This is a genomic window from Pontibacter sp. 13R65 (genome assembly GCF_047525655.1).
Lineage (GTDB): Bacteria > Bacteroidota > Bacteroidia > Cytophagales > Hymenobacteraceae > Pontibacter.
This window is the reverse complement of sequence record NZ_JBLIQL010000012.1, coordinates 105,454-119,740: the sequence shown is the minus strand read 5'-3', so window position 1 is coordinate 119,740 and position 14,287 is coordinate 105,454. Positions and strand designations below refer to the sequence as shown.

The following is a 14,287-nucleotide window of genomic DNA, read 5'->3' as shown; positions in this document are numbered from 1 at the left end:
ATATTTTTAAGTCTCTAGATGTCCAGCAGAGGATCTCCAGCCTGAAGTACTTTTCCCGCCCATTCGTAAATGGTATTCTGATGGATGAAGAGTTTTCACTCTCCTACAAGAAAAAGCTCAAAATATTTCTTTTTGCTACCAAAGTTAATTTCTCCTGCTGCTGGTTAAAAAGTAGGGTTTCTTTCTATAAAATACTCTACTACTAAATCCTCCTCATTAATTCTAATACATACAGTGCAGCTTCCTCACAATTTGTAATATAAGTAATCATTCTAAAGTTAAGAATAGAGCTGTACTGCTATTGTTCAGGAGGATAAGCTCCTATAGACTGCTTACATTCTGCATAAAGACAGGAAATCAATTTCAACATCTATCAGTTCATAACTGTAGACTAGAAGGATGATTTTCACTAGACCTACCATCTAATAAAGAGTAAGGACAAATTAAAATAAAGGCATCTTTAGTGCCTTCTTATCTGAGAGAGGAATTTCAAATTGGGTGCAAATGTTCTGCACATAAAAAAAGCACTTACAAGTTTTACCTCGTAAGTGCTTGCTTATCAACGTGGGCCCACCTGGAATCGAACCAGGCACCTACTGATTATGAGTCAGTTGCTCTAACCGAATGAGCTATAGGCCCCTTCCGATCTAAAAAACCGCTTTATCTGCTGCTTTCTTTGATTTCGGAGTGCAATTCTACATATTTGTATCGTAAATTTCAAATAGTAACGAAAAAAATTTCAGTGATTTTACAAAACATTAAAAACATCATATTTGATCTTGGCGGTGTTATCATAAACATCGATTACGGGAAGAGTATTCGTGAGCTGGAGAAATTTTGCCAGCCAGGACGCACCATTGAGTACAGCCAAAAAGCTCAATCGAAGTTGTTCGACCTTTTTGAAACGGGTGCTAGTTCAGCCGAAGTATTCCGGCAGCAGTTACGCGAAACCTACGCTCTGGAGGCCACCGACGAAGAAATAGACACCGCCTGGAACGCCATGTTGCTCGACATTCCGAAGGAGCGCATCGATCTGCTCCTGGAGCTAGGCAAGCGCTACCGCATTTTCCTGATGAGCAATACCAACGAAATTCACCTGAAGCGCTTTAACGAGATGGTAGAACATAGCTTTACCATTCCTAGCCTCGATTCGCTTTTCGAGAAAACATATTACTCGCACCTGATTGGCCAACGTAAGCCAGACGCCATTGTGTTTGAGCAGATTCTGGCGGAGAACGAGCTGCAGAAAGAAGAAACCCTTTTTATAGATGATAGCATTCAGCACATCGAAAGTGCAAACAAGGTTGGCATCAAAACCCTGCACCTACAGCCACCGCTTACTATAAACGAAGTTTTCCGGGATGCTAGCGTCTAGGCAACAACATAATTACCCCCTGCACCTCTTCCTCTTCCTGCTCACCCTGGCCACCACCACGCTGGCGGGTGCAGAGTGGCAGCTCGGCAAGCTTTTCTTCCTGAGTGCCGAGGGCTTTAGTGGCAGCGGCTCTATAAACTGGACTGAGTACCTGGGCGGTCTGTATTTCTCATTGCCCTTTCTGGGAGTGCTGACCGTGCATGAGTTCGGCCATTATTTTACAGCCCGGTACTATCGTACCCGCGTTTCATTGCCTTATTATATTCCGCTCTGGTTTGGGGTTACCTCCAGCATTGGCACCATGGGCGCCTTTATCCGGATTAAAAGCCGCATACAGTCGCGCAGACAATTCTTCGATATAGGAGTTGCCGGACCGCTGGCAGGTTTTGCTGTGGCAATTCCGCTGCTGTTCTACGCGTTCACGCACCTGCCCGAGCCTGAGCATATTTTTACCATTCACCCGGAGTACAGGCAGTTTGGGCTGGAGTATGCGGAGCATGTGTACAACAACAACTTTGGCAATTTTGCGCTGGGCAAAAACCTGCTTTTTATCTTTTTTGAAAAGTATGTAACACCGGCCGGAGCTACTGTACCAAACCAGTACGAAATTATACACTACCCATACTTGTTTGCCGGTTACCTGTCGTTGTTCTTTACTGCACTTAACCTGCTGCCAATCGGACAGCTGGATGGTGGCCACGTGCTCTACGGACTTATTGGGCATAAGCGGTATAACAGGTTGTCGCCCATATTCTTTACGCTTTTTATTTTATATGCCGGTTTAGGTGTGATCTCTCCGTACTCCAAGCCGGTTTGGGAAGAAGAATTGCTAATCGTGAACATCGGTTTCAGCTTCTGGGCTTTCTCTAAGCTGTTCGACGACCGCCGCTATGCCATGGGAGCTACTCTGGCTTTACTAATGCTTCAGTACAGCTTTGCCACTTCTTTTCCGGCACTTGCCGGGTATATCTGGTGGTGGCCGCTGTACTTGCTGTACCTGGTATTTGTGCTGGCGCCACTGGTTCCCAAACCGAAGTTTGCCGTGTACCTGATGCTGCTGGTTGTGGCGCTGCAGGTGCTTATTTCCATGGCTTTCCCGGAAACAGACGGTTACACAGGCTGGTTACTATTTGGCCTGCTTCTCTCGCGGATCATGGGAATATTTCATCCATCCTGCCCTGACGAAAGGCCGCTTACGCCCGGCCGTAAAGTGTTGGGCATTCTGGCCGTACTTATCTTTATTCTTTGCTTTACGCCATCTCCGTTCATCATTGAATAAGCCCATGAGCCTCTAAAGGCGATTTTGCCTCCGGAAGGCACTTTTCATTAGAAGAATTGCGTAAAAGCATAAAACCCGCCAGGCTAAATAGCTTGGCGGGTTTTATGCTTTTACGCAATTCTGATTAACCTTGGTAAGCCAGAATGCCGCCCAAGAGGTTTCTTACCTGGTTGAAGCCATTCTGCTGCAAAAAAGCTTTGGCATTAGCCGAGCGGGCGCCGGAGCGGCATTGCACAATCACTTCCTGATCTTTTAGGTCTTCCAGATCGTCGAGCTGCTGTGGCAGGCTGCCAAGCGGTATATTTTTGGCTCCTTCTATGCGAGACTCTTCGTACTCCCAAGGCTCCCGAACATCGATAATAACTGGTGTCTCTCCTTTGCTCAGGCGTTCTTTCAGTTCATCAGCAGTAATGTCAGTTGTTGTCATGATTTCGCTATGATTATTTTTTTCACAATAATTCCTTTGCCTGTTTCGATATGCATGGTATACATACCGTTTTTCAGTTGGCCCAAAGATACGGGTTTACCGGCAGGTGCCGCTACCTGGCTGTACACTTCTCTGCCCGTGATATCGTATACGCTGATTCTCCTGTAGATGCCATCGATAAAAACGTCGCCCTCCGAAGGGTTAGGGTACAGAAAGTATGGATCGGCTGCTATTTCTTCGGCCACGCTTAAAGCTTCTCCTGTCATAACGGGTCGCATCATTACGGCTCCTTCCGTAGATGTATCTTCTATCCAACCATTCAAGCCTCCCCACAGAAATCGCCTGCCGGCAGTGCTGGAGTTTCTGTCAAAGCCGATGTTAACAAAAAGCCGGCCGGGTTGGGTCCAGCCAATATAGAACCGCTCGTTTACGTTGATCGGCTTTGGCAGCACCACCTCATAAAACTGGTTCGCTACCTCAGTATAGGTAATCTGGAACGACTGCTGGTAAACAGACTCTCCCGGTACGCCATCTGCGTCGTTCCAAATCCTAAAAGTAAGCGGTGTGCCCTCCAGGCTGTTGCCAACTTGCGGAAAATAAACCCGAAATGCCCGTATCTGGTCTGGCCGGTTCAGGTCGAACCGCTGCGCTACCTGGCTGGAACTGGACGAGATATAGCTAAAGCCTGCTTCTGCTGTGCCGTCGTCGTAAGCGTAATAGTCTGCAAACTGTGTCTCGCGGCTTACGCTGTCGTTTGCGCGGTGCTGCGGGTTCTGTTCTCGGGTATCCAGAAAAATGCCGTGCACGAGCTTAAATGCCTCCTGTGGCAGTGGCTGCCCTGCGATGCGCGGTGTGCCCCGCACTTCAAACTGCCTTACCTCGCCTGGCACCAGGCCCGGCGCTCTTAGAAAAGTATCGACTGGCGCGCCTGCATCTGCCAACCGCAGATAGCCACGCCAGCTGATGGCACCCGGTATGGGCCCTAGGTTATTCAGCGTTACCAGTACCTCTTCCTGCAACTCTCCTTCCGGGTTCTCCAGAAACTGCGGCACGGGCATAGCAGCATAGTGTTTCAGCAGTGGCGTAATGGGGCGGCTTATGGCAATGTCGGTGGTGGTGTTCTGGCCTTTGCGGCGGTTACGATCCAGCTCTATGTAGTCTAGGTTCCAGACATCGACAAGCCCTGTTCTGCGGCCAATGTTCCTGAACCGAAACTGAAAAGAATCGTGAAAGTATCGGGCTTCTTTTACGGCAACAAATACTTGAGCAAACGGAGTAACCTGGCCAACAGCATTTTGCTGCCATACCGTTTGCCAACTACCGGCGTTATCTTTAAACTCCAGGAGCAGGAAATAACTGTTGTTGTTGGTTCTGTCAGGCACATCGCCTAAACCACCCGATTGCCAGTAAAAGCTCAAATAAACAGAATCTGCCGGTAAAAGCCCGTTCAGCTGCAAGGGCTGCGAAGTTAAAGTATCGGAGGGTCCTGTAGCCACAGACACCGGATTGTAGGGTGCCCCAGCTGCGTTTACTCCATCCAGAGAGGCTACACCAATGCTGATAGGGTTAAGCGCATACCGGTTATTAATGTAGGTGCCTCCTTCGGTTAACCACCTGTCAGGGCTTGGCACACCTGTGGTAGAGGCAAAATCATCGAAAAAGGGCAACGTAAGGGCTTGCAGTCGCCGTTGCAATGCCGGGTGGCTCTTTGCAGTCTCGGTAGCAGAGCGATTTTCGTGCTGCAAAGGCGTGAGTACGACCTGTGCCGCAACACTTGCATAAACACAAATAAAAAAAGCTATAAGCGCCAGTCTTTCTCTCATGCTTGCCTTGCAGTCAGCTCTTAGCTGCTATTCTGCCTGATAGTTATTCAAATAATGGCGTAGCGCCTTCCTCTCCTGCAACCCAAAGGTCCACCAGTTCTCCCACTCTTATTTTTGCCCCAACCTGGGCAATGGGGCGCTGCCGTATAACTGTGCCATCCGGTTCACCGGAGCCTTGCACATAAATAATATTGCCGATCTGCAGCCCCTGCCCCACCAGCAGCACCGAAGCTTCGTCTACTGGCATTCCTATAACGTCCGGAATTTCGAATTCAGTATTACCAAGGCCATTTCCGACGTGGAGATCCACTACAGCGCCTTTCTGCACCAGTTCTCCTGGCTTCACTTCTTTGCCACCCACAAACTGCTTCAGCACTGCATTTTGCTGCAGGTCTGGCACATAGGTAATCTTTCCTTTCTTCAGAGAGTAGCTTTTAAGAATCAGTTCGGCATTCATCACAGAGCCATCGATCAGTTTTGGCATCTTGATCATGGGCGGATTTTTCATATTGATGCTCACATAGATTTTGCGGTTTTCCTTTACCTTGGCACCTGGGGCCGGATCCTGCGTCAGAATCTCGAAAGGTTTTTTGTCGGTTTGGTAGGTGGAGTCGTTCACAAAATACCGCAGATTCTGTTCTTCCAGGTAGCCTTCTGCTTCAGGCAATTGCATGCCCACTATTTTAGGCACTGAAATAGCTTCTCCATGATTGGTGGTAGCGGGCAGGTACCAGTAAAAAAAGCCAACAACCAAAATTGCCACCAACACAGCCATGATGGCCAGATGTATCAGCACATCCCTGAATGATTTTACTTTAAACATTTTATAATCTGGATTGAATCGCCTGAGGGTACGCTCCTTCAGGAATATGTTATGCTTTTAATTTTACGCAATGCTGCCGCGAAGCAGGTAATAAAAAGTCTGTTTCGTTTTCATTAAATTACACTTGACCCTAACTTGCTCGCTCTTGACCGTTATTCTTAGCCCACTGGCCTAGCTACTAACATTGACAGCAGTCGGAGGCCGTAGCATAGTAGACACGGGCGAAGACGTTCGCGCCCTAGTCCTGTAATCGAATGTCGAACCGGCACCCCCTCAAATCTTTCTAATGAATTTGCCCTTCCAAAGCCTTTTTGCCTTAGGTTAGGCTAAGGCTTGTTCGAACCCCTTCCTTATATCAACTGCCTTTTCCTGGTCCGCTCTATCCCGAACTGCAGAATGCGGTCAATAAAGTCATATGGCTTATAACCGTTAATGGCGGTTTGGTGGAAGATACAGGTAGCCGGTGTCATGCCAGGTAGTGAATTCACCTCGATAATGATTGTTTCCACCTCGTCGTTTTCCAATACCCTCACAAATGCATCAATGCGGGCGTAGCCTTCTATCTGCAGAATCTGCGCCACCCGCTTCAGGTCGGCTTTCACTTTTTCGGATATCTGCTGGCGTCGCACCGGGTCAGCAGCATAGCGGGCCGGGGTAATGTTCTGCCCCTCCCCTGCCAGGAACTTCTCTTCCAGCGACAGCACTTCTCCTTCTGCCAGAGCTTCAGAGGCTTCAAAAATTTCGTACTCCACTGTGCCATCGGGGCTGTAGCGGGTAAGTAACCCTCCGGTTATCTCCAGGAAGTGCTTTGCACCTTCTCTCGAAATCAGCGTTTCGACCAGGAAGCCAGTTTTGTTCGGAAACTCTTCTTTGAAGCCGAGCGACAACGTGCGGGCACAGTCGGTGTCCAGCTCCTCCATCTCCCGGAAAATCAGTTTCGAAAAGGCCTCCAACTCAGCCCGGTTCTTAATTTTCTTCACGGCCGAACTACAGCCATCGTCGGCAGGCTTGGCTATAAACGGGTAATTAAACTCCAATTCTAGGCTTTGGTAAAAGGCTTCGGCATTTTGCTGCCACTCCTCTTTAAGAGCCATGCGATGTTTTGCCACTGGCACTCCATGGCGGGCAAGCAACTCGTTTGTGTCGTATTTGTTAATCGTAATCTGCGACGACTGTATGCCAGAGCCGTTGTACGGAATGTTTAGTTTTTCGAGTTCCTGCTGCAAGGCACCATCTTCGCCAGGGCGACCGTGCAGAGCAATAAACACCACATCCACCAGGTTTTTCAACTGCGGGTATGTGAGGCGCTGCGGCTCATTAAGGTTGCTGCCTGTGTATTTGCGTGTAATGCCGGCTGCCTCCTGCATGATCTGAGCCAGCACGGGGTGCGGCTTTCCTCCTTGCTCAAAATGCTGAATTTTCTCTTTAATATCATCGGCATTATCCTTCAGCATGATGTTTACCGGAATCGTGTATAGGTGGTGGTGCTCGTTACTGCCCGTCAGGAAAATAGGCAGTGGCTCGTAGGCTGATGAAGAAGACAGCTTTTCGTAAATGTTGCGACCGCTCTCTACCGATATATGTCGCTCCGACGAGTAGCCACCCATAATCACACCTACCCGAATTTTGTCGTGGCGGTGGGCCTGTTCGTCTTTTATAGCTTTATCAAGGTCCTGCAGCAGCTTAGTAAACAGTACCGTGTCTTTACCAGACTTTAGGCGCTCTGCCAACGAAGTCCGGATAATATAGGTCAGGAACTGCGAGGGGTTTAAACCGATCTCGGCTGCCTGGTGAAAGAAGAAGGACGAAGGCAACATGCCTGAGGTCGTGTTCGGGTCATTGAGGAAAAGCTCGCCACCCTCGGTTATAAAACCATCGAGGCGGGCATACACGTTAAAACCCAGAGCAACAAACAGTTTGCTGCAGGCTTCCCTTATCCGCTGAATCTCTTCGGTTGGCAGGTTGATCGGAGTAATTTTGCGGCTCAGGCCTGGCAGGTATTTCGACCGGTAATCAAACATCTCATTGCCCTTCACTATTTCAGTAGGCGGCAGGGCAATGGGTTTGCCTGTTTCATCCTGCACCACTATGCAGGAAAATTCTTTGCCACTTACAAAAGCCTCTACTAGCACCAATTGCTCCCGCTCCACACTTGCCAGGCGAATAGTTTCCTCCTGCGTATTGCTGAAGATGTTGTTTATATGGCCAAGCAATTCCTCCGGATGGTATACCCAGGTGCCATCAACCAGCACAACCGGCATTCCTATCCCCTCTCTTATATCGACCAGCTGTTTCATGGCGGCCACCTGCTTTTCTTCGCTTAGAGCCAGCCACTGCTGCTTATAAATTGTTTTAGTGAAAAAGCTTCGCTCCACGGCCTGCTCAAAAGCCGCGAAATCCTGCTCCCGCACAATAGACACGCCAATAGAGGAGCCCTGGTGCGGTGCTTTCAGTACCAGCGGCAAACCTAACTCCGCTACCAGCGATTCGAAAATGCTTTCGCGCTGGCTAAGATCTGACCAGTGGGTGTACGAAATGGTTTTATAAGCCGGAGTCGGGAAGCCGTGCTGCCGGAGCATTTCTTTCTGTGCTACTTTGTCTATACCAATGGCAGATGGCAAAATACCGGAGCCGGAGTATGGAATATGATACCACTCCAACAGCCCCTGAATGCTGCCATCCTCGCCGTGCGGGCCGTGCAGTGTCAGGAACGCAAAATCGAAATGCTGGCGGAACTCATGCGGCAACAGGCGCTTACCTGTTTTCGCGATAATGGCATCCTGTTCGGCTATGCTCAGTTCTCCCAGCGACTCCAGGTACACCTGCAACTGGTGCACGCTATCGGGCAGCGACTCCACCGGCGGGTAAAAGTCGCGAATGGTTCCTTTATAGATATAGTGCCAGTCCAGCAGAATAAAGTTGCCCAGGCTATCGGCAAATACCGGAACTGCCTCAAATAAGACCTTATCTAAATTATCGAAAACTGTACGACCGCCCGCAAATGATATTTCACGCTCGCGCGATGGTCCACCGAAGATTATTCCTACTCTCATTCCTGCAAAGGTAGCAAATTTAGTTACTTCTATACCAATACCAATTGGCTTGCAAAGGTAACGTTTTGGACCAACGCAATAGTTTACATTTACAGAATTTGCGCTGCCTTTAACGTATAATTTTATAAGACAGGGATGGTTAGAGGCACTTTGCACACTACACCTGCAACAGCTCAGGATCCAGTGGCACCTTGTGCTGAACTGCAGCCATTGCAGCATGTGCATGCCCTTGCCTGGTCCACGCTTAAATACTGAACTTTGTCAACGCAGGCAAATAGTTCATAGGTAATTAACTATATTTGTCCATATATCCGCAATAGCAGTATACATAGGTTATATTCTGGCATACCTGCCAAAGGTGGATCAAATTCAAACAAAAAGAAAACACTACTTATGAAATCAGTAGACAATTACAATTTTGCCGGCAAAAAGGCACTTGTACGTGTTGACTTTAACGTACCGCTCGACAAAGATTACAAAATCACCGACGATACACGCATACGGGCAGCAGTTCGTACTATCCAGAAAATTCTGGCGGATGGTGGTGCCGTTATCCTGATGTCGCACCTGGGGCGCCCAAAAAGCGGTCCGGAAGAGAAATTCTCGCTCAAGCACCTTGTTAACCGTTTGTCGCAGGAATTCCAGACAAATGTAATGTTCGCACCTGATTGTATTGGAGATGACGCCGTAAGGATGGCCAATGACCTGCAGCCCGGTGAAATACTGCTACTCGAGAACCTGCGCTTCTACAAAGAAGAAGAAAAAGGAGATCCAACATTTGCCGAGAAACTGGCGAGACTGGGCGATGTATATGTAAACGATGCTTTTGGAACTGCGCACCGCGAACACGCTTCTACCGCTGTGGTAGCCCGTTATTTCCCTAACGATAAAGTTACAGGTTATGTGATGCAGGCTGAGATAGACAACGCCCGTCGCGTGCTCGAAAATGCCGAGCGTCCATTCACTGCCATTATGGGTGGTGCCAAAATATCAGACAAGATTATGATAATTGAGCAGCTGCTCGATAGAGTAGATAACCTGATTATTGGCGGTGCCATGTCCTATACCTTTGTAAAAGCCGACGGTGGTACCATCGGTTCTTCTCTGGTAGAAATGGACAAGCTCGACCTGGCGAACCGACTTATTAAGATTGCCAAAGAAAAAGGTGTAAACATTATGATTCCGGTAGACTCTATTATTGCCGATGCGTTCAGCAACGATGCAAACGTGGACACCTGCCTGAGCCACCACATTCCGGATAACTGGATGGGCCTGGATATTGGTCCGAATGCACGCGAACAATACGCCGATGTGATCAAAAACTCTAAAACTATTCTTTGGAATGGCCCAATGGGTGTTTTTGAGATGTCTAACTTTGCTGTGGGTACTGAGTTTGTTGCCGATGCAGTGGTAGATGCTACACGTTTGGGAGCTTACTCGCTGATTGGTGGTGGCGATTCTGCCGCAGCCGTAAACCAATTAGGCTATGCCGATAAGGTGTCTTACGTATCTACTGGCGGTGGTGCGCTGCTGGAATATATGGAGGGTAAAACGTTGCCAGGTGTTGCCGCCATTGAACGCGACGACTACTAATTCTGCCTTAACAGCATTCGTTTAGCAGTTGCTTCACGATTTATTTAATATAAAAAATCCCCTGCTACCTCTTACGGTAACAGGGGATTTTTTTATTTGCAGTCTCAGCATTAAAATCGGTTATACTATTTCCCTTCCCCTCAACTCTACCTACCAAGTGGGTACCTGAAGCAATTGCCACCTCACAATAACACAACAATTTTAATTCTATTAAATCATTATAAAACAAAATTTTTTAGCTATATTAAACATAGCTTTCCTGGCTTTCAGAATAGAATACAAAAGGCAACCGAAGGAAAGCAGGTATACAAGCTAATACCGATTTAACCAAGCACTTATACCTCAGCACTTAATTGAAAGAGGCGGCATCAGTAGAGCAACTTGAAAGGTTCTGAACAGTCAATACATTCTAAAAGGCTACTGCTATGATCGAAAAAACGACTTTGAATACGGCACGTGCTGAGGCTTTCGCAGATTACCTGCTAGACACCCTCAATAAAAGCGCGCTATCGCTGATGATTTCCATTGGCCACCGGGCTCACCTCTTCGACACCATGCATGAACTCAACTATGCCACTTCCGAAGAAATTGCAAAAGAGGCCGGCCTGAATGAGCGCTATATAAGAGAATGGCTAGGTGCTTTAACAACCGGCGGTATAGTAGAGTACTCCCCCGAAACCAAAACATTTCACCTGCCGCCAGAACATGCAGCCTACCTTACGCGAGAGGCTGGCGCAGATAACATGGCCGTGTTTATGCAATACACAGCTGTGCTGGGCCAGGTAGAAGACGATATATTAACATGCTTTAAAGAAGGTGGAGGCGTACCATACAGCAAATTTCATCGCTTCCACAAGGTAATGGCAGAAGACAGTGGGCAATCTGTTCTTTCTTCCTTAGAAAGCCACATACTACCTTTGGTTCCCGGGCTCTGGGATAGGCTGAAAGAAGGAATTCGTGTGCTGGATGTAGGGTGCGGCTCTGGCAAAATTATTGTTAAATTGGGAAGTTTGTTTCCAGAATCTCTCTTCACCGGCCTCGATCTGTCGGCCGAGGCACTTGCCACAGCACGTACCGAGGCTGCGAGCCTCAGCCTTCAGAATGTAGAATTTAAAGAGCAGGATCTTTCCAACTTTGATCAGACTGCCCCTACAGCGGAGTACGATCTGATCACAACTTTCGATGCCATTCATGATCAGGGGCAACCGCTTCAGGTACTAAAAGGCATACATAAAGCACTGAAAAGCGATGGCGTTTACCTGATGCAGGACATTAGCGGCACCAGCCATCTGGAAGAGGACATGCAGCACCCAATTGGGCCTTTTCTGTACACTATCTCCTGCATGCATTGCATGACTGTTTCGCTGGCGCAGAACGGTGAAGGTCTGGGTGCCATGTGGGGAGAAGAGAAAACCAGAGAATATCTTCAGAAGGCAGGTTTTACATCGGTAACAACAAACAAACTGGCGCACGACATACAGAACAACTGGTACGTGGTGAGAAAGTAAGTAGCACAGGCCTGACAGTAATTAGATTATTCAGGAGCAGCAAGAGCAGGTCACCCGGAAAAGATATTTAGTTGGAATAACTAAGTCTGATATCAAGAACATAAGAAAAAGCTATCCTTCTAGTAGAGAACAGTAGCATGCCTATCTATTGCGCTGCCTGAAAGGCACCAGAGCCATGCTATAGAAGCAATTAAAAATTAAAGTAAACACGCAAACCTGCCCCTTTTATGCTGTATGTTATTCTTCTAAAAATAAACTAGAGAAGCACTATAAATGGCGCTCATTATAATTTGGGATGAGTGGTTAACAGTGCTTTTACACATCGATTATTAATTTGGAATTTTCCCTGCTCCCTGTTTCAGAATAAGAAGGGGAGTTTTATTAGTACTCTCCCTAAGGCTTTTACGGAAAGCCAACTTGTATTCTGCTCTGCTATTTTTAAATGCTCCAGCATTCACAACTCTGGCAAGTTAGCTTTTACTGTCCCACCTTCTTTAGAAGTGTCTACTCCCCAGCTTATGATCAAATTTCTATTCATTATCGAAAACAAAGGTGGATATTACTTCGACCTCATTTACATAGCAGTATTTCTACTCGCAGCTGCCTGGCTCCTGAAAGAAGGAGTTAACCGCAAGTTTAACAAGGTGGCCTGGGTGCTGTCCATCGCGTTCACCTGGTTTCTGTTTATTGCCGGAACCAAGCTTTTTACCTATTCCGCCGCAGACTGGAAAAGCCTTGTGCTGGAACAGCACCTCCCACCCACTTTCGATAAAGTATTATTTGGCGGTCTATTCCTGGCCGTGATAGGGTTTATTTTACTGAAACGGATACTGCACCTGAACAACGCGGCGCTGGACGCTTTTGCTCTTCTGCTCCCACTGGCAATTGGTATGCAGCGGGTAGGCTGCCTGCTCGCTGGCTGCTGCCACGGTATTGTAACAGACCTTACCTGGGGCGTTCAGTATGGTCCGGGCACGCTGCCACACTTCCACCAGTTTGAGGCAGGCCTGCTCAAACCCGGTCAGTACCTGGCGCTGCCAGTGCACCCTTCGCAGCTTTACGAACTTGTGGCAGGATTACTGGTGGTTTGTATTGTACTTCTGGTAAAGCGGCGCATTCATGCCACAGGCAATACCTTAGTCTGCTCAATGGTGCTATACAGCTACTTCCGGTTTTTTATTGAATTTTACAGAGACAGAGCCGCCCATGCCAGTGGTGGCAGCCTGGTTGGCGAGCTAAAAATTGTGCAGTGGATCCTGCTGCTGACAATTATTCTGCTGAGCGCGCTGTTCCTTTATCGGGAAAAAACACATGTCCTGTTGAAGGATAAACCGTCAGCAGCCCCTCCTGCCTTATCTGTAACGCTCACATTGCTCCTGACCCTGCTTTTTGCTACCTGGAGCCTGAAGAACTGGTTCTCATATGCCGAGTTTGTAGCACTTCATACAGCGCTTTTACCAGCTATGGCTGTAGTAAGCGTTCATGTATTTAAAAAATATATTGTGCCGCAATACCGCTGGCTTACGGCTGCCATACTCATTACTCCTATCTTCCTAATGAGTCAGTCTCTGCCGGATCGAACCAAAGATTCTGTAACGGTGCAATCTTACCATACCGTAAAAATAGGTTACGGCAACGGCGACTATTACAACTCGCACAACCTCGGGACCGGCAGTGGCTGCTCCCGCGTGAGCAACACACAATATTTTCATCAGGAGTATACGGTAGGTGGGGCAGGCTATGCAGTTACAAAAGCTTTGAGCAGCACTGAATCTATAAGTTATGGAGTCAACGCTTATGCAGGCACCCATTCCGAGCAGAATATTTCACCTAATCAGCCACCTAGATCGCCTCAGGAGTTGAGATTGGTAGGCGTAAACCCCTACTTTCAGTTTAGCACAAAGTGGCTGGGCATGGGAGCCGGCTTACATATGGGCAGGCTGTTTTATACAACCGAAAACCTGCATCAAGACGGAGGTGGCATACCGGAGAGCGGCTTAAAAAGAACACCGCTCTATCCGCAGCTACACGTCCGGCTTGGCCCTACCAGGTATCTGTTCGGAGATCTTAGGTTAGCCGACCACTTTCCGACAGCCTTACCGGGAATGCGTTTTCAGGTGGGTTTGGGCTCTGGCTTTGGATTAAATAACGGCAGCTTCGCAAGATTTGGCACCAACGGAGTGGATAAATTTGTAACAGGCAATATTGTGTTGGGGAACAGATTTGTAGTTGAGCCGCTGATTCTGTGGGGCGACACCCGGTTTGGTATGTTTACTTCAGAATTTAAGCAAAAACAGTTCTCCCTTGGCATGCACTACAGGTTCAACTTTAAGGAGGAAAAGTCGAAAAAATACTTTATGTGGTAAAGGAGTAACCTGTTTGCATAAAAAAAAGCCCTTCGTTGCG

Annotated in this window: 9 protein-coding genes and 1 tRNA gene; 5 read left to right on the top strand and 5 right to left on the bottom strand. The window is 47.9% G+C overall.

Annotation, left to right across the window (positions count from 1 at the left end; genetic code table 11):
- Window positions 1–565: 565 nt before the first annotated feature.
- Window positions 566–639, bottom strand: a tRNA-Ile gene (locus ACMA1I_RS14950).
- Between the two features lie 103 nt (window positions 640–742).
- On the opposite strand from ACMA1I_RS14950, the gene ACMA1I_RS14945 reads away from it, so the two are divergent.
- Window positions 743–1,375, top strand: a complete 633-nt coding sequence (locus ACMA1I_RS14945) for an HAD family phosphatase (protein WP_337069186.1) — start codon at window positions 743–745, stop codon at window positions 1,373–1,375.
- Window positions 1,362–2,654, top strand: a complete 1,293-nt coding sequence (locus ACMA1I_RS14940) for a site-2 protease family protein (RefSeq protein ID WP_337069185.1) — start codon at window positions 1,362–1,364, stop codon at window positions 2,652–2,654. The genes ACMA1I_RS14945 and ACMA1I_RS14940 overlap by 14 nt, the downstream gene beginning before the upstream one ends.
- 124 nt (window positions 2,655–2,778) lie before the next feature.
- Here ACMA1I_RS14940 and ACMA1I_RS14935 read toward each other — a convergent pair whose 3' ends face one another.
- From ACMA1I_RS14935 to ACMA1I_RS14920, 4 genes are all read right to left on the bottom strand, one after another.
- Complete coding sequence (locus tag ACMA1I_RS14935; protein ID WP_337069184.1) at window positions 2,779–3,081, bottom strand: rhodanese-like domain-containing protein; 303 nt, start codon at window positions 3,079–3,081, stop codon at window positions 2,779–2,781.
- The gene (locus ACMA1I_RS14930) at window positions 3,078–4,904 is read right to left on the bottom strand and encodes a T9SS type A sorting domain-containing protein (RefSeq protein WP_337069183.1); all 1,827 of its coding nucleotides are present in this window, start codon (window positions 4,902–4,904) and stop codon (window positions 3,078–3,080) included. The genes ACMA1I_RS14935 and ACMA1I_RS14930 overlap by 4 nt, the downstream gene beginning before the upstream one ends.
- Window positions 4,905–4,947: 43 nt before the next feature.
- Complete coding sequence (locus tag ACMA1I_RS14925) at window positions 4,948–5,727, bottom strand: PASTA domain-containing protein (protein WP_337069182.1); 780 nt, start codon at window positions 5,725–5,727, stop codon at window positions 4,948–4,950.
- Between the two features lie 350 nt (window positions 5,728–6,077).
- The gene (locus tag ACMA1I_RS14920; RefSeq protein ID WP_337069181.1) at window positions 6,078–8,780 is read right to left on the bottom strand and encodes a D-alanine--D-alanine ligase; all 2,703 of its coding nucleotides are present in this window, start codon (window positions 8,778–8,780) and stop codon (window positions 6,078–6,080) included.
- A 393-nt stretch (window positions 8,781–9,173) separates the two neighbouring features.
- On the opposite strand from ACMA1I_RS14920, the gene ACMA1I_RS14915 reads away from it, so the two are divergent.
- The 3 genes from ACMA1I_RS14915 to ACMA1I_RS14905 all read left to right on the top strand — a co-directional run bounded on the left by ACMA1I_RS14915 (window position 9,174) and on the right by ACMA1I_RS14905 (window position 14,247).
- Window positions 9,174–10,373: a phosphoglycerate kinase gene (locus tag ACMA1I_RS14915; protein WP_337069180.1), complete on the top strand. Its 1,200-nt coding sequence runs from the start codon at window positions 9,174–9,176 to the stop codon at window positions 10,371–10,373.
- Between the two features lie 425 nt (window positions 10,374–10,798).
- Complete coding sequence (locus tag ACMA1I_RS14910; RefSeq protein ID WP_337069179.1) at window positions 10,799–11,881, top strand: class I SAM-dependent methyltransferase; 1,083 nt, start codon at window positions 10,799–10,801, stop codon at window positions 11,879–11,881.
- Window positions 11,882–12,399: 518 nt separating this feature from the next.
- Window positions 12,400–14,247, top strand: coding sequence for a prolipoprotein diacylglyceryl transferase family protein (locus ACMA1I_RS14905; protein ID WP_337069178.1), 1,848 nt, complete (start codon window positions 12,400–12,402; stop codon window positions 14,245–14,247).
- The last annotated feature ends 40 nt before the right edge of the window (window positions 14,248–14,287 follow it).

Excerpts from the sequence above, each read along its gene's own strand:
- ACMA1I_RS14935 (WP_337069184.1), bottom strand. The coding sequence starts at position 3,081 with ATGACAACAACTGACATTACTGCTGATGAACTGAAAGAACGCCTGAGC.
- ACMA1I_RS14905 (WP_337069178.1), top strand. The coding sequence starts at position 12,400 with ATGATCAAATTTCTATTCATTATCGAAAACAAAGGTGGATATTACTTC.
- ACMA1I_RS14915 (WP_337069180.1), top strand. The coding sequence starts at position 9,174 with ATGAAATCAGTAGACAATTACAATTTTGCCGGCAAAAAGGCACTTGTA.
- ACMA1I_RS14910 (WP_337069179.1), top strand. The coding sequence starts at position 10,799 with ATGATCGAAAAAACGACTTTGAATACGGCACGTGCTGAGGCTTTCGCA.
- ACMA1I_RS14930 (WP_337069183.1), bottom strand. The coding sequence starts at position 4,904 with ATGAGAGAAAGACTGGCGCTTATAGCTTTTTTTATTTGTGTTTATGCA.
- ACMA1I_RS14925 (WP_337069182.1), bottom strand. The coding sequence starts at position 5,727 with ATGTTTAAAGTAAAATCATTCAGGGATGTGCTGATACATCTGGCCATC.
- ACMA1I_RS14940 (WP_337069185.1), top strand. The coding sequence starts at position 1,362 with ATGCTAGCGTCTAGGCAACAACATAATTACCCCCTGCACCTCTTCCTC.
- ACMA1I_RS14920 (WP_337069181.1), bottom strand. The coding sequence starts at position 8,780 with ATGAGAGTAGGAATAATCTTCGGTGGACCATCGCGCGAGCGTGAAATA.